The organism is Agromyces sp. NPDC060279, assembly GCF_042726785.1.
Taxonomy (GTDB): Bacteria; Actinomycetota; Actinomycetes; order Actinomycetales; family Microbacteriaceae; genus Agromyces.
This window is the reverse complement of the sequence record NZ_JBHXBK010000001.1, coordinates 858,499-876,756: the sequence shown is the minus strand read 5'-3', so window position 1 is coordinate 876,756 and position 18,258 is coordinate 858,499. Positions and strand designations below refer to the sequence as shown.

Below are 18,258 nucleotides of genomic sequence, written 5' to 3'. Positions count from 1 at the left end.
GTCCGTAGGATCGTGCCATGACCGACCCCACGCATCCCGCCGTCGACCGCGTCGCCGCGGCCCTCGCCGCCCAGGGCGTCGAGCCGCGCATCCAGTGGTTCGACGACGCCGTCACGACCGCCCAGCTCGCCGCCGACGCCCTCGGCATCGAGGTCGGCCAGATCGCGAACTCGCTCGTCTTCACGATCGACGACGAGCCGATCCTCGTGCTCACCTCGGGGGCGCACCGGGTCGACACCGAGTGGTTGGGCGAGGCGCTCGGCGGCACGATCCGGCGCGCGTCGAAGGAGACGGTGAAGGAGGCCACGGGGCAGGTCATCGGCGGGGTCGCCCCGCTCGGTCACCCGGCCCCGGTGCGCACCGTCGTCGACGTGCACCTGGCCGAGTACCCGGAGATCTGGGCCGCCGCAGGCCACGCGAAGACCGTGTTCCCGACGACGTTCGAGGAGCTCGTGCGCATCACCGGCGGCACGCCGCACGCGGTCGAGCCGCCCCGGGCCTGACGGCGCCGGTCAGCGGTCGCGCCGCGCGCCCGGCGCGGGCACGACGGTGAAGGTGCCCGGCTCCCGGTGCCCGGCCGCCGCGAACGCGGCACGGACCGCCTCCGCCGCCGCGTCGACGCGGGCGAGCGGCACGAGCGCGATGGCCGAGCCGCCGAAGCCGCCGCCCGTCATCCGCGCACCGATCGCCCCGGCCGCGCGCGCCGTCTCGACGGCGAGATCGAGCTCGGGCGTCGAGATCTCGAAGTCGTCGCGCATCGAGGCGTGCGAGGCGTCGAGCAGCCCGCCGATCGTGGCCGGCCCGCCCTCGTGCAGGGCGCGCACCGTGTCGAGCACACGCTGGTTCTCGGTGACCACGTGCCGCACCCGGCGGTACGTCTCGTCGTCGAGCAGCTCGCGCGCGCGCGCCAGCTCGCGGGCGGGCAGCTCGCGCAGGCTCGGCACGCCGAGCGCCCGGGCGCCGGCCTCGCAGGAGCTGCGCCGCGCCGCGTAGCCGCCGGTGGCGTGGGCGTGCTCGACGCGGGTGTCGACGACGAGGACGGCGAGCCCGGCCTCGGCGAAGTGCAGCGGCACGATCTCCGCGTCGAGGCTGCGGCAGTCGAGGAAGACGCCCGCGTCGGCCTCCGCCAGCAGGGCGGCGGACTGGTCCAGGATGCCGGTGGGCGCGCCGACGACGCGGTTCTCGGCGAGCCGGCCGACCTTCGCCAGGGTCGGCCGGTCGAAGCCGAGGCCCCAGTGCTCGGTGAGCGCGAGCGCGACGGCCGATTCGAGTGCGGCGGAGGAGCTCAGCCCGGCGCCGACGGGCACGTCGGACTCGAGGTGCAGGTCGACGCCGCGGGCGTGCGCGAGATCGGCGCCGAACTCGCGGAGCGCCCACACCACGCCGAGCGGGTAGGCGGACCAGCCGTGCAGCGCGTCGGGGCCGAGCTCGTCGAGGTGCACGACCACGGGGTCGGGGGCGAACGCGCTCGAGACCCGCACCGCGCGGTCGTCCCGGTCGCCGAGCGCGACGGCGGTCCGGCGGTCGATCGCGAAGGGGAACACGAAGCCGTCGTTGTAGTCGGTGTGCTCGCCGATGAGGTTCACCCGGCCGGGGGCGCTCCACACGCCCGCGGGGAGCCGGCCCGATCGGTCCTTCAGCCCGGCGGCGGCGCGCTCGACGACCCGGTTCCCGGTCATGCATCCACTCCCTCGATCGCGGCGCGCAGGGCCTCGGCCTGCGCCTCCGGCGGCACGTCGCCGATCCATGCTCCCATCGCGGCCTCCGAGCCGGCGAGGAACTTCAGCTTGTCGGCGGCACGACGCGGGCTCGTGAGCTGCAGGGTGAGCCGCACCTCGTCGCGGTGCTCGTGCACCGGCGCCTGGTGCCACGCCGCGATGTACGGCGTCGGCGTCGCATAGCGGGCGTCGACGCCGCGCAGCAGGCGGCGGTAGAGCACGGCGAGCTCGTCGCGCTCGGCGAGCGAGGTCTCGGCGAGGTCGGGCACGTGCCGGTGCGGCACGAGGTGCACCTCGATCGGCCAGCGCGCGGCGAACGGCACGTAGGCGCTCCAGTGCTCGCCGCGCAGCACGACGCGCGGTCCGTCGAGCTCGCGGGCGACGACCTCGGCGACGAGCCCGCGGCCCGCGGTCGCGATCGCGTCGAGCAGCCGTTGGGTGCGGGGCGTCACGTAGGGGTAGGCGTAGATCTGCCCGTGCGGATGGCCGAGCGTCACGCCGATCGCCTCGCCCCGGTTCTCGAAGGGGAACACCTGCTGCACGCCGGGCAGCGCCCCCAGCTCGGCCGTGCGATGCGCCCAGGCCTCGATGACGGTGCGAGCGCGGGAGACGGACTGCGTGCCGAAGGAGCCCTCGTGCTCGGGGCTGAAGCAGACGACCTCGCAGCGGCCGAGGGCCGGCAGGGTGCGTTCGACGCCGATGTCGCGCACGGCGGCGAGGGCGGCCGCCGGGTCGGCGTCGGGCGCGGCGAGCGCGGGGCCGAACGCGGGGGAGCGGTTCTCGAAGACCGCGACGTCGTAGCGGCTCGGGATCTCCGAGGGGTTGCCCGGCGATTGCGGGGCGAGCGGGTCGAGTTCGGCGGGCGGCAGCACGACCCGGTGCTGTCGGGCGGCGGCGACGGAGACCCAGTCGCCGCTCAGGGGGTCCTGTCGCATCTCGGCGGTCGCCGGGCGAGGGGCGAGCTCGCGTTCGTCGACGGCGCGGTCCGGCGGCAAGGCCGTGTCCGCGTCGTCGAAGTAGAGCAGCTCACGGCCGTCGGCGAGGGTGCTGCGGTGCACGGCGATGCGCGGATCGGCGATGGCGAGAGCGGTCACGGCGCCACTGTACGGAACTTTCGTTTGGCAAACAAGTAGCTTTCGTATTGCAAAGGGATGGCGCACGCGGAAGAATGGCGGCCATGCCAGCCGAGCCGAGCGACGCCGCGAACCGACACGACGTCGCCGAGCGCCGCGAGCTCACCCGCGCGCTGCTCGACGAGCGCGGCTTCGTGCGGGTCGCCGACCTCGCCGCCGCATTCGGCGTCACGAGCGTGACCGCCCGCGCCGACCTCGACGCGCTCGAACGCGCCGGCGCCGTGCGCCGCGTCCACGGCGGCGCGGTGCCGGCGGGAGAGACCGTGCGGGCCGCCCGCGAGCCGAGCCTCGAGGAGGCCCTGGAGACCTCGGTCGCACCCAAGCAGCGCATCGGCGAGGCGGCGGTCGCACTCGTGACGAGCGGCCAGAGCGTGCTGCTCGACGTCGGCTCGACGTGCCTGCAGTTCGCGCGCGCCCTGCGGGCCCGCCGAGACCTCGAGGACGTCACGGTCTTCACCAACGGGCTCGCCATCGCCCTCGAGCTCGAGGCCGAGATCCCGCGGTTCACCGTCGTCGTCACCGGCGGCACGCTCCGGCCCAGGCAGCACTCGCTCGTGCATCCGCTCGCCGGTTCCATGCTCGACGAGGTGCACGTCGACCTCGCCTTCATCGGCTGCAACGGGGTGCACCCCGACCGCGGGGCCACGAACCAGAACCTGCCGGAAGCGCAGGTGAAGGCGCTCATGGTGCGGGCCTCGGCGCGCAGCATCCTGCTCGCCGACGGTTCCAAGCTCGGCGAGGTGCACCTCGGCCGCATCGCGCCGCTCGAGGCCTTCGACGCGCTGGTGACGGATGCCTCGGCGCCCCCCGCGCTCGTCGCCGAGCTGGAGGCGACCGGGCTCCCGGTGCAGCTCGCTGGCTGAACCGGCGAACCGGCGCAGGGCGGCGCTGACCCGGCCGCTCCGCATATGGTGGAAGCATGACCCTCCCCACGGGCGCACAGCTCGTCCTCGAGACCTCGACGTCGAGCGGAGAGCTCACCGCCGTCGTCACCACCGTCGCAGCCGGGCTGCGCGCACTCAGCCTCGACGGGGTGGAGCTGGTGCCCACCTTCGGCGAGGACCGCACGCCGCCGGCCGCGGCGGGCATCGTGCTCGCCCCGTGGCCGAACCGCATCCGCGACGGCCGCTGGAGCCACGACGGCGTCGACCACCAGCTCGCCATCACCGAGCCGGCGCTCGGCAACGCCATCCACGGCCTCCTCCGCTTCACCGAGTACCGGGTCGTCGCGCAGGACCGCGACTCGGTGACCCTCGAGGCGACGATCTTCCCGCAGACCGGCTACCCGTTCCTCATCGAGACCGCGGTGCACTACGAGCTCGTCTCGGACGGGCTGCGGGTCACCCACCGCCTCGAGAACGTGGGAGCCGAGCCGGCCCCCGTCGCGCTCGGCGCGCACCCCTACGTGAAGATCGGCGGGGTGCCCACGGCCGAGCTCGAGCTGCGCATCGAGGCCGACAGCCACATCGAGGTCGACGAGCGCAAGCTGCCCACGGGCGAGGTGCCCGTCGACGGCACGCCGTGGGACCTCCGCGGCGGTCGTCGCGTCGGCGAGCTCTCGCTCGACGACGCCTTCGGCGAGCTCGCCTCCGACGGCGAAGGCGTCATCGAGCACGTGCTGACCGCGCCGGACGGCCGCAGCGTCGCCGTCTGGGCCGACGACGACTTCGCCTACGTGCAGGCCTACACGACCGACCGCTTCCCGGGCGAGGAGCTCGCGATCGCGATCGAGCCGATGACGGCCCCCGCCGAGGCGTTCAACTCCGGCCGCGGGCTGCGCTGGCTCGGGCCGGGCGAGCAGTGGGAGCTCAGCTGGGGCATCCGCTTCCGGGGCTTCACCGCCGACTGATCCGGACCCCCACGCCCCGGGCGCCCGACGCTGCGCGCGCCCGGCTCCTCAGCGCGCGCAGCTGCCCGTGCCGACCGCCTCGTCGAGCGAGGGGGCCGCATCGGCGAGCGGGGTCAGCACGTCGATCGGCACGGCGAAGCCGACGTTCGCCACCGACTCCGACTTCGCGAAGACGATGCCCGCGACCTCGCCGGCCCCCGTGAGCAGCGGGCCGCCCGAGTTGCCGTGGTCGACCTGGGCCGCGAACGTCGTGACCTCGCGGGTGGAGGTGCGGTCGCCCTCGACGATGGTGAGCGGTCCCGTCGACATCACCTCGCCCGAGCGCAGCGTGAACGGGCCACCGAAGGGGTAGCCCGCGACGCCGACCGCCGTACCGGGATCAGGCGTGCCGGCGAGCGGGAGCGGGGCGACGTCGAGCGGATCGGTCGCGATGAGCGCCAGGTCGGCCTCCCGGTCGAAGGCGACGACGCGGCCGGCGACGGCGCCGCGGCCCGGCGCCTCGACGATCGGCTCGTCGATGCCGGCGACGACGTGCGCGTTCGTCACGACCCGGTTCGGGGCGACGACGAAGCCGGAGCCGGTGAGCGTGCTGCCGCACTGGTACGCGGTGCCCGTGATGCGCACCACCGAGGCCGTCGCCGCGTTCACCGCGTCGCCCGACGGCCCCTCGCTCGGCAGCGCCGGCGCCGCCGTCGGCCCGCCGATCACGTCGACGAGCCAGGGCACCCCCTGGCCGAGCGCCGCGGTGCGGATCTCCGCGAGGAGCGCCCGGGCGGGCTCGGGCGTGACCCGTTCGAGCCCGCGGAGCATCTGCGAGCCCGCCACCGCAGGCGAGAGCACGGGCACGCCCATCGACTGGACGGCCGAGCCCAGCAGCGCGACGACGAAGGCCGTGACGAGCAGGTTGCCGAGCGCCCCGAGGATGCGGTCGACCACCCCGAGCTTCACGGCCCGGGCGCCGCGGCGCAGCAGCCGGCCGAGCGCCGCGCCGAGCGAGGCGCCGACCGCGAGCAGCAGCACCGCCGTCGCGATGACCGCGGGCGCCCGCCACTCGGGCGCCGCGACGAGCGAGCCGACCCACGGCATCGCGAACCACGAGGCAACGCCGCCCGCGACGAGCCCGACGAGCCCGGCGGCCGTGCGCAGGAGCCCCGCGCGCCAGCCGTTCACGAGCGCGGCGATGCCGATCACCACGAGCAGCACGTCGAGCACCAGGCTCCAGCCCATCCGTCACCTCCGTCGCGCACGCGGCGCAGTTGTGGATTCCACCCTCTCGCACCCGGCTCCGGAACCGCTGAGGACGCGGCGGTCGACAAGGCGGATGCCTCGCCCCCGGCGCTCGGCTATCGTCGTGGTGCCCGGGGTCGCACACCTCGGGCGCGCCCCGGACCGCCCGGGGTGGCACCGGGCGAGGAGGCTTGGATGCGGGTCGGCATGTTCCTGAACTACGCGGGCGGATTCGCGGAGGTCGGCGACGAGGTCGGCGAGCTCGAAGCCGCCGGCGTGGACCTCGTCGCCGTCCCCGAGGCGTACTCCTTCGACGCAGTCAGCCAGCTCGGCTTCCTCGCGGCGCGCACCTCGACGATCACGCTCGCCTCCGGCATCCTGCAGCTGTACACCCGCACGCCGACGCTCACCGCGATGACCGCCGCCGGGCTCGACTACGTCTCCGGCGGCCGCTTCGAGCTCGGCATCGGCGCCTCCGGGCCGCAGGTCATCGAGGGCTTCCACGGCGTGCGCTACGACGCGCCGGTCGGCCGCACCCGCGAGATCATCGAGATCTGCCGGGCGACCTGGCGGCGCGAGCCCGTCGTGCACGAGGGGCGGCACTACCGCATCCCGCTCCCGGCGGGGGAGGGCACGGGCCTCGGCAAGCCGCTGAAGCTCATCAACCACCCCGTGCGCGAGCGGATCCCGATCACGGTGGCCGCGCTCGGGCCGAAGTCGGTCGAGCAGACCGCGGAGATCGCCGACGGCTGGCTGCCGATGTTCTTCCACCCGGAGCGGGCGGGCGCGGTCTGGGGCGACGCGCTCGCCGCGGGCACGGCCCGGCGTTCGGCGGAGCTCGGCCCGCTCGACGTGTTCGCGAGCCCGGCACTCGCCATCACCGATCGGCCGGAGGAGGTGCTGCCGCTCGTGAAGCCGCAGCTCGCGCTGTACGTCGGCGGCATGGGCGCGAAGGGCAAGAACTTCTACAACGACCTCGTGGCGAGCTACGGCTTCGCCGAGGAGGCGGCGCGCATCCAGGAGCTCTACCTCGCCGGTCGCAAGGAGGAGGCGGTCGCCGCGGTGCCCGACGAGCTCGTGCGCGCGATCTCGCTCATCGGCCCGGCCTCGTACGTCGCCGAACGGGTCGCCGCGTTCGCGGAGGCCGGGGTGACGACGCTGACCGTCACACCGCTCGCGCGCAGCTCGGCCGAGCGGGTGGCGCTCATGGCCGGCTTCCGACGCCTCGTCGGCTGACGGACGATGTCAGTGATCGAAGGTACGTTCGATCCAGGAGGTGGTCGCTTTGGACGACTGCAAGAGGGTCGAAGACGCATCGACGCGATCGGAGTCCGATCGCCGGATTCGGGTGATACTCGGTGCCCCCGGGGAATTCCGACATCCCGACCCACTGATTAAAAGTCAGTTGCTCTGCCTCTGAGCTACGGGGGCTGATGCATGGCGCAGAAGACCTGCACGAGCTGCAAGCAGTCTAAGCCACTCGCCGAGTTCACCGTTCGCCGGGCGTCCAGAGACGGGCTCGCGACGATCTGTCGCGAGTGCAATCGGCTGAAGGCCCGCCGGTACTACGCGAAGAACCGCGAATACCACGTCCGTGTGATCATGGCGCGAAAGGCGGTGCAGCGGAGCCTCGCGCTCGACGCGGTGGGAGCGTATCTACTGGCGAACCCCTGCGTCGACTGCGGCGAGGGCGATGTTCGCGTGCTCGACTTCGATCATCGCGAGGACTGCGACAAGTCTGCCGACGTCATGCGCCTGGCGCAGAACGGCTACTCCGTCGCGCGGGTCATGGTGGAGATCGCGAAGTGCGAAGTGCGCTGCCGGAACTGCCACGCCAAGGTCACCTACGAGCGGCTCGGCAACGACTGGCGCACGGCGCTCATGCAGCGGGTGGCCGACGAGGGCGAAGGCGAGGCCGCGTCCGAGGAGGGCGAACGCGACGACGAGCTCCGCGATCTCCCCGATCCCGGGTGAGCGGCCGGCTGCGGCGAGTATCCTTGCCGGAATGGCCTCCAGCTTCCACCGCCCCACCAAGTTCCCGCCCGGCATGTTCGAGGCGTTCCTGGGCGGTGAGGACCCGGCGCAGCTGAACCGGGTCGCACACGACACCGCGGTCGCCCTGCTCGCCCGGGTGCGTAGCGACCCCGACCCCGAGATCGTGTCCCGCCTCGTGGCCTACACCGACCGGCACGGCATCGACGCGATCGCCGAGCTGTGGTCGCGGTCGTCGGCGAAGAGCCTCCCCGGGGCGCTCTGGCGCATCTACCTGCTGCGCACGCTCATCCGGCAGGACTCCGAGACGCTGAGCCTCGCGTACCGGCGCGGCAGCGAGGTCTCGCACACCATCGACCAGGTCGTGGCCGGTGCGCCGACCCCGGCCGGCCCCGGTGAGGTCATCGAGCTCGCCGACCGCATCCTGCACGGCGTCTTCGCGGGCGACTTCGCCGTCGCCCTCGACCGAGCCGCCGCCTTCGGTCGGGTGAGCGCGGCCGGCTTCGCGAGCCTCGCCGACGACGCGGACGCCGCCGACGCCGTGCACCCCGATCGGCCGGCGTCGTTCACCCGACGCGCGCTGCGCCTCACCGAGCTCTCCGACGAGCTGACGGCGTGCGCGAAGCTCTGGCGCCGCGACGCGCTCGACTGAGAGCCCGAGAGGCGGAATACCCGCCCGCCCGCGTCCGTTACACTCGATGTGCCGGGCCGCAGTAACCCCGGGCTCCAATATTCGCCGCTTCGAGCGGCCTCGCGCCGAGAGGCGTTCTGCGGCCCGGCATTTCCCGTCTTCGGGGCTGCGTCCTGCGGGCCCGGTGCCCTCAGGCCCCGGCGCGCGCGTACCATCGGAGCATGCCCGCCACCGTGACGCTCCTCATCGAGCCGCTCGCCGCCGACGACCTCAGCTCCGACCTCGCCTCGACCTTCCGCGAGGTGGACGCCTTGGCGCCCGCGCTCCGCGTCGGCGAGCTCTCCACGCAGCGCGGCGACGGCATCTTCGAGACCCTCGCGGTCGTGAACGGGCACGCCCAGGAGGCCGAGCCCCACCTGCAGCGCCTGCGCAACTCCGCCGCGATCTGCGAGCTCCCCGAGCCGAACCTGGCCCAGTGGCACGCGGCGATCGAGCGCGCGACCGCGGCGCTGCCCGCCGAGGGCGAGTTCGCGATGAAGCTCGTGCTGAGCCGCGGGGTCGAACACGGCCCCGCGCCGACCGCCTGGCTCTCCGCGGCCCCCGCGGCGGACTTCAGCGCGCCGCGCGAGCAGGGTATCCGCGCCGTCACGCTCGACCGCGGGCTCGCGCACGACGCGGCGGCGACGGCCCCGTGGCTGCTGCTCGGCGCGAAGACGTTGAGCTACGCGACGAACATGGCGGCGCTGCGCGAAGCCAAGCGCCGCGGCGCGGACGACGCGATCTTCGTCTCCTCGGACGGCTTCGTCATGGAGGGGCCGACGTCGAGCGTCATCCTCCGCCACGGCGACGAGTATTCGACCCCGGCGCCGAGCGGGGCCATCCTGCACGGCACGACGCAGCTGAGCCTCTTCGAGCACCTCGGCGAGCTCGGCCACCGCACCGCCTACCGCGACATCCCGGTCGACGAGCTCGCGAGCGCCGACGCGATCTGGCTCGTCTCGAGCGTCCGGCTCGCCGCCGGGCTCACCGCGCTCGACGGCGCGCCGGTGCCGTTCGACGCCGAGGAGACCCGCGCCTTCAACGCCTACCTGCTGAGCCCGCGCGACTGACGGGCCCGTCGCGACGGACGCGCTCGCGCCCGTCGCGACGCACCGCCCGGTTCAGCCGAAGCGGCCCGAGACGTAGTCCTCGGTCGCCTTCACGGTCGGGTTCGAGAAGATCGTCGTGGTGTCGGCGTACTCGATGAGCTTGCCCGGCTTGCCGGTGCCGGCGATGTTGAAGAACGCGGTCTTGTCGCTCACGCGCGAGGCCTGCTGCATGTTGTGGGTCACGATCACGATCGTGTACTCCTGCTTCAGCTCCTCGATGAGGTCCTCGATGGCGAGGGTCGAGATCGGGTCGAGCGCCGAGCAGGGCTCGTCCATCAGGATCACCTCGGGCGACACGGCGATCGCGCGGGCGATGCAGAGGCGCTGCTGCTGACCGCCGGAGAGGCCGGAACCGGGGCGGTCGAGGCGGTCCTTGACCTCGTTCCAGAGGTTCGCGCCCTGCAGGGACTTCTCGACGAGGTCGTCGGCGTCCGACTTGCTCAGCTTGCGGTTGTTCAGGCGCACGCCCGCGAGCACGTTCTCCTTGATCGACATCGTCGGGAACGGGTTCGGCCGCTGGAACACCATGCCGACCTGGCGGCGCACGAGCACGGGGTCGACGCCCGGGCCGTAGAGGTTGTTGCCGTCGATCAGCACCTCGCCCTCGACGCGGGCGCCGGGGATGACCTCGTGCATGCGGTTCAGGGTGCGGAGGAAGGTCGACTTGCCGCAGCCGGACGGGCCGATGAACGCCGTCACGGTGCGCGGCTCGATCTCGAGGGTGATGCCCTCGACGGCGCGGAAGCTGCCGTAGTACACGTTCAGGTCGTTGACTTCGATGCGCTTGGACACGTGGCTTCGATTCTCTCTGGGGCTCGGGCGGGTGGCGGTGGGCGGCCGGTCAGCGGCCGGTCTTCGGCGAGAAGAGCTTCGACACGACGCGGGCGACGATGTTCAGGAGGGCGACGATGAGGATGAGGGTCAGCGCGCCCGCCCAGGCGCGGTCGATGTACGCCTGCACGTCGGTGCCCTGGTTCATGTACTGGGTGTAGACGAAGACGGGGAGCGTCATCATCCGGCCCTCGAAGAGGTTGTAGTTCATGCTGGTCGTGAAGCCGGCGATGATGAGCAGCGGCGCGGTCTCGCCGATGACGCGGGCGATGGCGATCATGACGCCCGTGATGATGCCGGCGATCGAGGTGGGCAGCACGACCTTCACGATCGTCAGCCACTTCGGCACGCCGAGCGCGTAGCTCGCCTCGCGCAGCTCGTTCGGCACGAGCTTCAGCATCTCCTCCGAGGAGCGCACGACGACCGGGATCATCAGCACCGACAGCGCGACCGCGCCGCCGAAGCCCATCCGGATGCCGGGGTCGCCGGTGAACAGCGCGAAGAGCGCGAAGGCGAAGAGGCCGGCGACGATGGAGGGGATGCCGGTCATCACGTCGACGAAGAAGGTGATGCCGTGCTTCAGCTTGCCGCGGCCGTACTCGACGAGGTAGATCGCGGTGAGCAGGCCGACCGGCACCGAGATGAGCGCGGCCATGCCGGTGATCAGCAGCGTGCCCATGATGGCGTGCAGGGCGCCGCCGCCCGCGCCGACGACGTTGCGCATCGACTCGCTGAAGAACTGCAGGTCGAAGCGGGGGATGCCGTTCGCGACGGTCGTGTACGCGACCGAGATGAGCGGCAGCAGCGCGATCGTGAACGCGGTCGAGACGAGCGCGGTGACGAGGCGGTCCTTCGCCTTGCGCGTGCCCTCGACGACGCGGGAGAGCACCCAGATCACGACGCCGTACAGCACGACGCCGAGGAACACCGCGGCCGCGATGTTGAAGCCGGTCTCGCTCGCCACCGCCAGGATCACGAAGAAGGCGGTGGTCACGGCGAGGCAGCCGAGCAGCACCCAGAGGGCGGCGAAGCGGGGCAGCTTGCCCGCGGTGAGGGTGTTGGCGATGGGGCCGGTGCTGCGGCCCGTCGGCGCCTGCTGCGGGGTGACGGTGAGGCTCATCAGTTGGCTCCCGAGAAGTCCTTGCGGCGCTCGACGATGTACCGCGCGAGCATGTTGACGGCGAGGGTGATGACGAAGAGGATCAGACCCGTCGCGATGAGGATGTTGACGCCGATGTCGTGGGCCTCGGGGAAGTTCAGGGCGATGTTCGCGGCGATCGTGGTCGGGTTCTGCGACTGCAGCACCGCGAAGCTGATGACCGCGGCGGGCGAGAGCACCATCGCGACGACCATCGTCTCGCCGAGCGCGCGGCCGAGGCCGAGCATCGAGGCCGAGATGATGCCGGGGCGGCCGAACGGCAGCACCGCGAGCTTGATCATCTCCCAGCGGGTCGCGCCGAGCGCGAGCGCCGCCTCCTCGTGCAGCACGGGCGTCTGCAGGAACACCTCGCGGCTGAGGGCGGTGATGATCGGGAGGATCATCACCGCGAGCACGATCGCGACGGTGAGGATCGTGCGGCCGGTGCCGGAGACCGGCCCGGCGAAGAGCGGGAACCAGCCGAACCACTCGGTCAGGCTGGTGTAGAAGGGCTGCACGGCCGGGGCGAGGACGGTGATGCCCCAGAGGCCGAAGACCACCGAGGGGACGGCGGCCAGCAGGTCGATGACGTAGCCGAGCGCCTGGGCGAGCCGGCGCGGCGCGTAGTGCGAGATGAACAGCGCGATCCCGATCGCGACGGGGACGGCCATGAGCAGGGCGAGGGCGGCGGCCCAGAGGGTGCCGAAGACGAGCGGGCCGACGTACTGCCAGAAGTTCTCGGCGTCGCCCTTGAAGGCCGTCGGCTCCGCGGTGAAGGCGGGCAGGGCCTGAGCGACGAGGAAGATCGCCACCGCGGCGAGGGTGACGAGGATGAGGCTGCCGGACACGACGGTCGCGGTGGAGAACACACGGTCGCCGGGGCGCTGCTTCGCTTTGATGGCGGGGGCCGCGGGGGCTGTCGTCATGGCCGGGTTCTTTCCAGGAGGTGGGCCGTCGGGGGAGGTGCCGCGTGACCGCGGCGAGCCGGTCCGGCCGGGGCTGCTGCCCCGACCGGACCGGCGATCGCGTTACTTGACCGACTCGAGCGCGGTGGCGACCTTCTCGGCCAGCTCGCTCGAGAGCGGGGCGGAACCGGCCTGCTCGGCGGCGGTGGCCTGGCCGGCCTCGCTCGCCAGGTAGCCGACGTAGTTCTTCACGAGCTCGCCCTGCTCGGCGTCCGCGTACTCCTGGCAGACGATCGCGTAGCTCACGAGCACGAGCGGGTAGTGGCTCGGGTCCGTGGTCTTGCGGTCGAGCGCGATGGCGAGGTCGTTCGCCTCGCGACCCTCGACGAGGGGCGACTCGGCGACGACCGCGGCGGCGGCCTCGGCGGTGTAGCCGACGAACTCGTCGCCGACCTTGATGTTCGCGACCCCGAGGTCGCCGGCGCGCGAGGCGTCCGCGTAGCCGATGGTGTTCACGCCGTTGGTGACGGCGTCGACGACGCCCGAGGTGCCCTGGGCGCCCTCACCGGCCTGGTACGGGAACGTGTCGGACGGCTTCTGGTCCCACGCCTCGGGGGCGTTCTGGTTCAGGTAGTCCGCGAAGTTCTTCGTGGTGCCCGAGTCGTCCGAGCGGTGCACGGCGGTGATGTTCGCGGCGGGGAGCGTCGCGCCCGGGTTGAGCGAGGCGATCGCCGGGTCGTTCCAGGTGGTGATCTCGCCCTTGAAGATCTTCGCGAGGGTGACCGCGTCGAGGTTCAGCTCGTCGACGCCCTCCACGTTGTAGATCACGGCGATCGGGGAGATGTACACCGGCAGGTCGATGGCCTTGGTGTCGGGGGCGCACGCGGCGAAGGTGCCGGCGAGCTCGTCGTCGTTCAGGAACGAGTCGGAGCCGGCGAAGTCGACGCCGCCGGCGATGAAGGCCTCGCGGCCCGCACCCGAGCCCGAGGGGTCGTAGTTGATGGTGACGTCGGGGTTCTCCGTCTGGAAGGCGGCGACCCATGCCTCCTGGGCCGAGCCCTGCGACGAGGCGCCCGCAGCGTTGATGGTGCCCGAGAGCGACGAGGCCGACTCCGAGGGAGCGGTCGAGCCGCCCTCGTTCGCGGCACAGGAGCTGAGCGCAACGGCGGCGACAGCGGCAACGACCGCGGCGCGGCCGAGACGTGAGACGTTCACTGTGTTCCCTTCAGGGGATCGTTTGCAGGTTCCGGGTCGGTGCTCCGGCCCGATGCTGGTGACGCTAAGCGCCTCGGATGACGAGCATCCGCCCCATTGGTGAACGGCAGGTGAACGGGACGTCAACGCGCGATGCGGCTCAGCCGCGCGGCGTGTGCGTCTCGATCGAGATGATGCCCGACGACGGGTTCGTCGCCGAGAGGTGGACGACGCTGAAGGCGCCCGGTTCGAGCTTCGCGGCGTCGCTCGCGTAGTCGCCGATCGGAGTGCCGGTGGCGAGCGCGAACTCGCGCAGCATGTCGGGCAGCAGTGGCCGGTGCGTGCACAGCACGGCCGGCTTGCCGACGCGCACGCGCTTGCCGACGACGCGGCGGATCTCGGCGGTGCCGGCGTCCCAGGCGTCCTGGGAGAGGCCGGCGTCGCGCTTGATCGGCACCCCGATCGCGGCCGAGAGCGGGGCGACGGTGGTGACGCAGCGCACGGCGGGGCTCGAGACGATCCGCTTCGGCCCCCAGGCCGCGAGCGTGGCGGCGAGGCCGGCGGCCTGCTGCACGCCGCGCTCCGCGAGCGGGCGCGCCTCGTCGGGGCCGTCCCATTCGCTCCGGCCGACCGCCTTCGCGTGGCGCAGCACCGTGAGCGCCACGGTGCCGAGCACCCCCTGGTCGACGAGCGCCGCGAAGGCATCCAGGATCTCGACGTCCGGCTCGTAGCTGAGGTAGCCGCGCGCGCGCTTGATCGTGACCCACTCGAGCGCGGCGACCTCGCCGTTGGGGCGGAACGTCGAGCGCTGCACGGCCCGCTCGCTGACCTCCGCGGCCCAGTAGTGCACGACCTTCTCACGACCGGAGGGCAGCGGGTAGCGGGAGATGCCGAGCGGAACGCCGAGCGAGACGCCGAGACCCGTCTCCTCCGCGATCTCGCGCACCGCGGTCTGCGGCAGCGTCTCGCCCGGGTCGACCTTGCCCTTCGGGATGGTCACGTCGCCGTAGACGGTGCGGTGGATGACGAGCACGTGCACCCGGCCGTCGATGAGGCGCCAGCACACGGCCCCCGCCGCGTACACCGCCGTCTGCACGGCCGGGCTCACCGGCGCTTCCCGGGGCGCGGGCGCTGGGCGATCTGCTGCATGAGGCTATTCTGCAGGTCCTCGAGCGGTCGCCCGTCGGCGTCGAGGGAATGGCGCGTCCACACCCCCTCGCCGTCGAGGTGCCAGGAGCTCGTGCGCTCGTCCATGCCGCGGTCGAACAGCGACTCGATCTCCACGAGGTGCTCGGGGTCGACGAGCCGCACGAGTGCTTCGACGCGGCGGTCGAGGTTGCGGTGCATCATGTCGGCCGAGCCGATGTAGACCTGCGGGTCGCCGTCGCCGAGGAAGGAGAAGATGCGCGAGTGCTCGAGGTAGCGGCCGAGGATCGAGCGCACCGTGATGTTCTCGCTGAGCCCGGGGATGCCGGGCCGGAGGCTGCAGATGCCGCGCACCCAGACCTCGACGGGGACCCCGGCGTTCGAGGCCCGGTAGAGCGCGTCGATGATCGCCTCGTCCACCATCGAGTTCACCTTGATGCGGATCCGGCTGGGCCGCCCCGCCTCGGCCGCGCGGGTCTCGGCCTGGATGAGCTTCAGCAGGCCCTTGCGGAGGTGCAGCGGCGCCACGAGCAGTCGCTTGAACTTCTTCTCGATCGCGTAGCCGGAGAGCTCGTTGAAGAGCCGGGTGAGGTCCTTGCCGACCTGGTCGTCGGCGGTGAGCAGCCCGAGGTCCTCGTAGATGCGGCTCGTCTTGGGGTTGTAGTTGCCCGTGCCGATGTGGCTGTAGTGGCGCAGCCCGCCCTTCTCCTGGCGGATCACGAGCGCGAGCTTGCAGTGCGTCTTCAGCCCGACGAGGCCGTAGACGACGTGCACGCCCGCCTTCTCGAGCTTGCGCGCCCAGCTGATGTTCGCCTGCTCGTCGAAGCGCGCCTTGATCTCGACGAGGGCGAGCACCTGCTTGCCGGCCTCCGCGGCGTCGATGAGCGCCTCGACGATGGGGCTGTCGCCGGAGGTGCGGTACAGGGTCTGCTTGATGGCGAGCACGTCGGGGTCGGCGGCCGCCTGCTCGAGGAAGGCGACGACGCTCGTCGAGAACGACTCGTAGGGGTGGTGCAGCAGCACGTCGCGGCGTGACACGGCCTTGAAGATGTCGGCCGGACGGTTCGGCTCGCTGGGCTGCAGCTGCGGATGCGTCGTCGGCACGCGGGGCGGGTAGTGCAGCTCCGGGCGGTCGATCCGCGCGAGGTCGAACAGGCCGCCGAGGTCGAGCGGCGCGGGTAGGCGGTAGACCTCGCGCTCGGTGATGTCGAGCTCGCGCACGAGGAGGCCGAGGGTGACGTCGTCCATGTCGTCGGTCACCTCGAGCCGGATCGGCGGGCCGAAGCGGCGCCGCCGGAGCTCCTTCTCGAGCGCCTGGATGAGGTTCTCGGTCTCGTCCTCCTCGACCTCGACGTCTTCGTTGCGGGTCACCCGGAACACGTGGTGCTCCACGATCTCCATGCCGGGGAACAGGTCGCCGAGGTGGTTCGCGATGAGGTCCTCGAGAGTGAGGTAGCGCCCGTCGTCGGAGCCGTCGCCCGTGCCGACCGCCACGAAGCGGGGCAGCATCTGCGGCACCTTCACGCGGGCGAACTCCTGGCGGCCCGTCTTCGTGTTGCGCACGCGCACCGAGAGGTTCAGCGAGAGCCCCGAGATGTACGGGAAGGGGTGCGCCGGGTCGACCGCGAGCGGCATCAGCACGGGGAAGATCTGCAGCGAGAAGTACTCGCGCAACCGGGCCCGCTCGTCGTCGGCGAGCTCGGTCCAGCGCACGACCCGGACGCCCTGCTCCGCCAGGGCCGGGCGCACGAGCTCCTGGTACGCCGCGGCGTGCCGCGCCTGCAGCTCGTGCGCGGCCCGCGAGATGTCCTCGAGCACGTCGACGGGGGAGCGGCCGACGTTCGTCGGCACCGCGAGCCCGGTGTCGATGCGGCGCTTCAGCCCGGCGACCCGCACCATGAAGAACTCGTCGAGGTTGGAGGCGAAGATCGCGAGGAAGTTCGCGCGCTCGAGCACGGGCTGCAACGGGTCCTCGGCGAGCTCGAGCACGCGCTGGTTGAAGGCGAGCCAGCTGAGCTCGCGATCGAGGTAGCGCTCCGCGGGCAGCTCGGGGGCGCCCTCGAGGTCGAACGGCTCGAAGTCGTCGTCGAAGTCGCTCGACGTGCGGTCCTCGTCGATCATGTCCGTCATCCCGCCATCATGCCACCGGGCGGTGTCCGCCAGGCATCCCGCCGGTCAACGCGCGGTGACCTGCTCGCCGGCGGGCTCGTCGTCCTCGTGCACGTTGAATCGGTAGCCGACGTTGCGCACGGTGCCGATGAGGCTCTCGAGCTCGCCGAGCTTCGCCCGGAGCCGCCGGACGTGCACGTCGACCGTGCGGGTGCCGCCGAAGTAGTCGTAGCCCCACACCTCGCTGAGCAGCTGCTCACGGGTGAAGACCCGCGAGGGGTGCGCCGCGAGGAAGCGGAGCAGCTCGAACTCCTTGTAGGTGAGGTCGAGCGGGCGCCCGTGCACCTTCGCCGAGTAGCTCGCCTCGTCGATGACGACGCCGGAGGCCTGGATCTTCTCGCTCGGCAGCGCGTCGCGGCTGCGGCCGAGGGCGAGCCGGATGCGCGCGTCGAGCTCGGCGGGCCCCGCGCCCTCGAGTACGAGGTCGTCGACGCCCCACTCCGGCGTGACGGCCAGCAGCCCGCCCTCGGTGCAGATCAGGATGAGCGGCACCGAGAGGCCCGTCGTGCGCAGGATCTGGGCGAGGGCCTTGGCGCCGGCGAGGTTCGTGCGGGCGTCGAGCAGGATGAGGTCGCAGTCGGGCGCGTTGACGAGCTGCTCGGGCGAGGCGGGGATCACCCTCGTCCGATGCGCCAGGAGCGCCAGAGCCGGGAGGACGTCATCGTCGGCGGCCGGCGACAAGATCAGCAGCTGCGCCACGCACACCCTCCAGTAGTAAGGTGCGGTCAATACTACGGGCATCGGCGAGCGGTCGCCGCGAATGGGGAGACGGAACGGCATGGACACCAGCGAGGCCGAGGGCGGACGAGTCGGCATCGTCCTGATCTGGCTGATCGCGCTCGCGGGCTCGGTGCTCGTCGTCGCCCTCGCGTACGGCGGCCAGCGGGTCTGGTTCGGCGACAGCAGCGCGCTCGGCGTGTACCGGGCGCTCGGCGTCGTCTTCGCGGCATCCGTGCTCGGCGCGCTGCTCGCGCAGCTCGCGTCGCGACGCCCGGTCGGTTACGTGGCCAGGGCGAGCGCCTCGGTCGGCGGGGCCGCCGTGCTCGTCGCGCTCGCCGCCGCGGCGGTCGCGCCCCTCGCCGCCGGTCTCAGCGGGTAGACTGCTGGGCATGGATCAGCTGGTCGCTCTCGAACTCCTCTTCATCGGTCTGCTCGGCCTCGCGACCGTCACGATCGC

18 protein-coding genes and 1 tRNA gene are annotated in these 18,258 nt (G+C 72.3%); 8 read left to right on the top strand and 11 right to left on the bottom strand.

All coding sequences use genetic code 11. The features are described 5' to 3' along the window. Positions 1–17 precede the first annotated feature (17 nt). Entirely contained in the window at positions 18–503 is a 486-nt protein-coding gene (locus tag ACFWE1_RS04125; protein ID WP_376932253.1) for a YbaK/EbsC family protein, read from the top strand. 9 nt (positions 504–512) lie between these two features. Here ACFWE1_RS04125 and galK read toward each other — a convergent pair whose 3' ends face one another. Both galK and galT read right to left on the bottom strand, forming a co-directional pair. Then, positions 513–1,679 (bottom strand): galactokinase, encoded by a 1,167-nt coding sequence (gene galK, locus ACFWE1_RS04120; protein ID WP_376932252.1) that lies wholly within the window; start codon positions 1,677–1,679, stop codon positions 513–515. Then, positions 1,676–2,812 (bottom strand): galactose-1-phosphate uridylyltransferase, encoded by a 1,137-nt coding sequence (galT, locus tag ACFWE1_RS04115; protein ID WP_376932251.1) that lies wholly within the window; start codon positions 2,810–2,812, stop codon positions 1,676–1,678. The genes galK and galT overlap by 4 nt, the downstream gene beginning before the upstream one ends. Before the next feature lie 83 nt (positions 2,813–2,895). Here galT and ACFWE1_RS04110 point away from each other — a divergent pair, with 83 nt between their 5' ends. Together ACFWE1_RS04110 and ACFWE1_RS04105 are read left to right on the top strand one after the other, a co-directional pair. Further along, a complete protein-coding gene (locus tag ACFWE1_RS04110) occupies positions 2,896–3,714 on the top strand; it encodes a DeoR/GlpR family DNA-binding transcription regulator (protein ID WP_376932250.1) in 819 nt (272 codons plus the stop codon). 56 nt (positions 3,715–3,770) lie between these two features. After that, positions 3,771–4,700 carry an aldose 1-epimerase family protein gene (locus ACFWE1_RS04105; RefSeq protein ID WP_376932249.1) on the top strand — a complete coding sequence of 310 codons (930 nt, stop codon included), beginning with the start codon at positions 3,771–3,773 and terminating at the stop codon, positions 4,698–4,700. A gap of 48 nt (positions 4,701–4,748) precedes the next feature. Here ACFWE1_RS04105 and ACFWE1_RS04100 read toward each other — a convergent pair whose 3' ends face one another. Then, positions 4,749–5,927, bottom strand: coding sequence for a MarP family serine protease (locus tag ACFWE1_RS04100; RefSeq protein ID WP_376932248.1), 1,179 nt, complete (start codon positions 5,925–5,927; stop codon positions 4,749–4,751). A 195-nt stretch (positions 5,928–6,122) separates the two neighbouring features. Here ACFWE1_RS04100 and ACFWE1_RS04095 point away from each other — a divergent pair, with 195 nt between their 5' ends. Then, positions 6,123–7,163, top strand: a complete 1,041-nt coding sequence (locus ACFWE1_RS04095) for an LLM class F420-dependent oxidoreductase (protein ID WP_376932247.1) — start codon at positions 6,123–6,125, stop codon at positions 7,161–7,163. 123 nt (positions 7,164–7,286) lie between these two features. Here ACFWE1_RS04095 and ACFWE1_RS04090 read toward each other — a convergent pair. Then, positions 7,287–7,358: transfer RNA gene (locus tag ACFWE1_RS04090), tRNA-Lys, on the bottom strand. 6 nt (positions 7,359–7,364) lie between these two features. Here ACFWE1_RS04090 and ACFWE1_RS04085 point away from each other — a divergent pair. The 3 genes from ACFWE1_RS04085 (at position 7,365) to ACFWE1_RS04075 (ending at position 9,659) form a co-directional block, all read left to right on the top strand. After that, positions 7,365–7,901 carry a hypothetical protein gene (locus tag ACFWE1_RS04085; RefSeq protein WP_376932246.1) on the top strand — a complete coding sequence of 179 codons (537 nt, stop codon included), beginning with the start codon at positions 7,365–7,367 and terminating at the stop codon, positions 7,899–7,901. A gap of 31 nt (positions 7,902–7,932) precedes the next feature. After that, complete coding sequence (locus tag ACFWE1_RS04080; RefSeq protein WP_376932245.1) at positions 7,933–8,571, top strand: DNA-directed RNA polymerase subunit beta; 639 nt, start codon at positions 7,933–7,935, stop codon at positions 8,569–8,571. 200 nt (positions 8,572–8,771) lie between these two features. Beyond that, positions 8,772–9,659: an aminodeoxychorismate lyase gene (locus ACFWE1_RS04075; protein WP_376932244.1), complete on the top strand. Its 888-nt coding sequence runs from the start codon at positions 8,772–8,774 to the stop codon at positions 9,657–9,659. Positions 9,660–9,710: 51 nt separating this feature from the next. Here the strand turns inward: ACFWE1_RS04075 and pstB are convergent, their stop codons facing one another. The 7 genes from pstB to ACFWE1_RS04040 all read right to left on the bottom strand — a co-directional run bounded on the left by pstB (position 9,711) and on the right by ACFWE1_RS04040 (position 17,780). After that, positions 9,711–10,490 carry a phosphate ABC transporter ATP-binding protein PstB gene (pstB, locus tag ACFWE1_RS04070; RefSeq protein WP_189083829.1) on the bottom strand — a complete coding sequence of 260 codons (780 nt, stop codon included), beginning with the start codon at positions 10,488–10,490 and terminating at the stop codon, positions 9,711–9,713. Between the two features lie 49 nt (positions 10,491–10,539). Continuing rightward, positions 10,540–11,649 (bottom strand): phosphate ABC transporter permease PstA, encoded by a 1,110-nt coding sequence (pstA, locus tag ACFWE1_RS04065; protein ID WP_376932243.1) that lies wholly within the window; start codon positions 11,647–11,649, stop codon positions 10,540–10,542. Further along, a complete protein-coding gene (gene pstC, locus ACFWE1_RS04060; protein ID WP_376932242.1) occupies positions 11,649–12,593 on the bottom strand; it encodes a phosphate ABC transporter permease subunit PstC in 945 nt (314 codons plus the stop codon). Before pstC ends, pstA begins: the two co-directional genes overlap by 1 nt. Before the next feature lie 102 nt (positions 12,594–12,695). Beyond that, a complete protein-coding gene (pstS, locus tag ACFWE1_RS04055; protein WP_376932241.1) occupies positions 12,696–13,787 on the bottom strand; it encodes a phosphate ABC transporter substrate-binding protein PstS in 1,092 nt (363 codons plus the stop codon). A gap of 139 nt (positions 13,788–13,926) precedes the next feature. Next, positions 13,927–14,874 carry an NUDIX domain-containing protein gene (locus tag ACFWE1_RS04050; RefSeq protein ID WP_376932240.1) on the bottom strand — a complete coding sequence of 316 codons (948 nt, stop codon included), beginning with the start codon at positions 14,872–14,874 and terminating at the stop codon, positions 13,927–13,929. Next, the gene (locus ACFWE1_RS04045) at positions 14,871–17,042 is read right to left on the bottom strand and encodes an RNA degradosome polyphosphate kinase (RefSeq protein WP_376932239.1); all 2,172 of its coding nucleotides are present in this window, start codon (positions 17,040–17,042) and stop codon (positions 14,871–14,873) included. The genes ACFWE1_RS04050 and ACFWE1_RS04045 overlap by 4 nt, the downstream gene beginning before the upstream one ends. A 45-nt stretch (positions 17,043–17,087) precedes the next feature. Next, a complete protein-coding gene (locus ACFWE1_RS04040; RefSeq protein WP_376932238.1) occupies positions 17,088–17,780 on the bottom strand; it encodes a winged helix-turn-helix domain-containing protein in 693 nt (230 codons plus the stop codon). Positions 17,781–17,859: 79 nt separating this feature from the next. On the opposite strand from ACFWE1_RS04040, the gene ACFWE1_RS04035 reads away from it, so the two are divergent. Continuing rightward, on the top strand, positions 17,860–18,180 hold the full coding sequence (locus ACFWE1_RS04035) for a hypothetical protein (RefSeq protein WP_376932237.1): 321 nt from the start codon (positions 17,860–17,862) through the stop codon (positions 18,178–18,180). Positions 18,181–18,258 lie beyond the last annotated feature (78 nt).

Bases quoted from the DNA above. Each gene is read 5' to 3' on its own strand.
- ACFWE1_RS04110 (WP_376932250.1), top strand. From the start codon at position 2,896: ATGCCAGCCGAGCCGAGCGACGCCGCGAACCGACACGACGTCGCCGAG.
- pstA (WP_376932243.1), bottom strand. From the start codon at position 11,649: ATGAGCCTCACCGTCACCCCGCAGCAGGCGCCGACGGGCCGCAGCACC.
- ACFWE1_RS04080 (WP_376932245.1), top strand. From the start codon at position 7,933: ATGGCCTCCAGCTTCCACCGCCCCACCAAGTTCCCGCCCGGCATGTTC.
- ACFWE1_RS04075 (WP_376932244.1), top strand. From the start codon at position 8,772: ATGCCCGCCACCGTGACGCTCCTCATCGAGCCGCTCGCCGCCGACGAC.
- ACFWE1_RS04085 (WP_376932246.1), top strand. From the start codon at position 7,365: ATGGCGCAGAAGACCTGCACGAGCTGCAAGCAGTCTAAGCCACTCGCC.
- ACFWE1_RS04100 (WP_376932248.1), bottom strand. From the start codon at position 5,927: ATGGGCTGGAGCCTGGTGCTCGACGTGCTGCTCGTGGTGATCGGCATC.
- pstC (WP_376932242.1), bottom strand. From the start codon at position 12,593: ATGACGACAGCCCCCGCGGCCCCCGCCATCAAAGCGAAGCAGCGCCCC.
- galK (WP_376932252.1), bottom strand. From the start codon at position 1,679: ATGACCGGGAACCGGGTCGTCGAGCGCGCCGCCGCCGGGCTGAAGGAC.
- ACFWE1_RS04095 (WP_376932247.1), top strand. From the start codon at position 6,123: ATGCGGGTCGGCATGTTCCTGAACTACGCGGGCGGATTCGCGGAGGTC.
- ACFWE1_RS04035 (WP_376932237.1), top strand. From the start codon at position 17,860: ATGGACACCAGCGAGGCCGAGGGCGGACGAGTCGGCATCGTCCTGATC.
- ACFWE1_RS04125 (WP_376932253.1), top strand. From the start codon at position 18: ATGACCGACCCCACGCATCCCGCCGTCGACCGCGTCGCCGCGGCCCTC.
- ACFWE1_RS04105 (WP_376932249.1), top strand. From the start codon at position 3,771: ATGACCCTCCCCACGGGCGCACAGCTCGTCCTCGAGACCTCGACGTCG.
- ACFWE1_RS04045 (WP_376932239.1), bottom strand. From the start codon at position 17,042: ATGACGGACATGATCGACGAGGACCGCACGTCGAGCGACTTCGACGAC.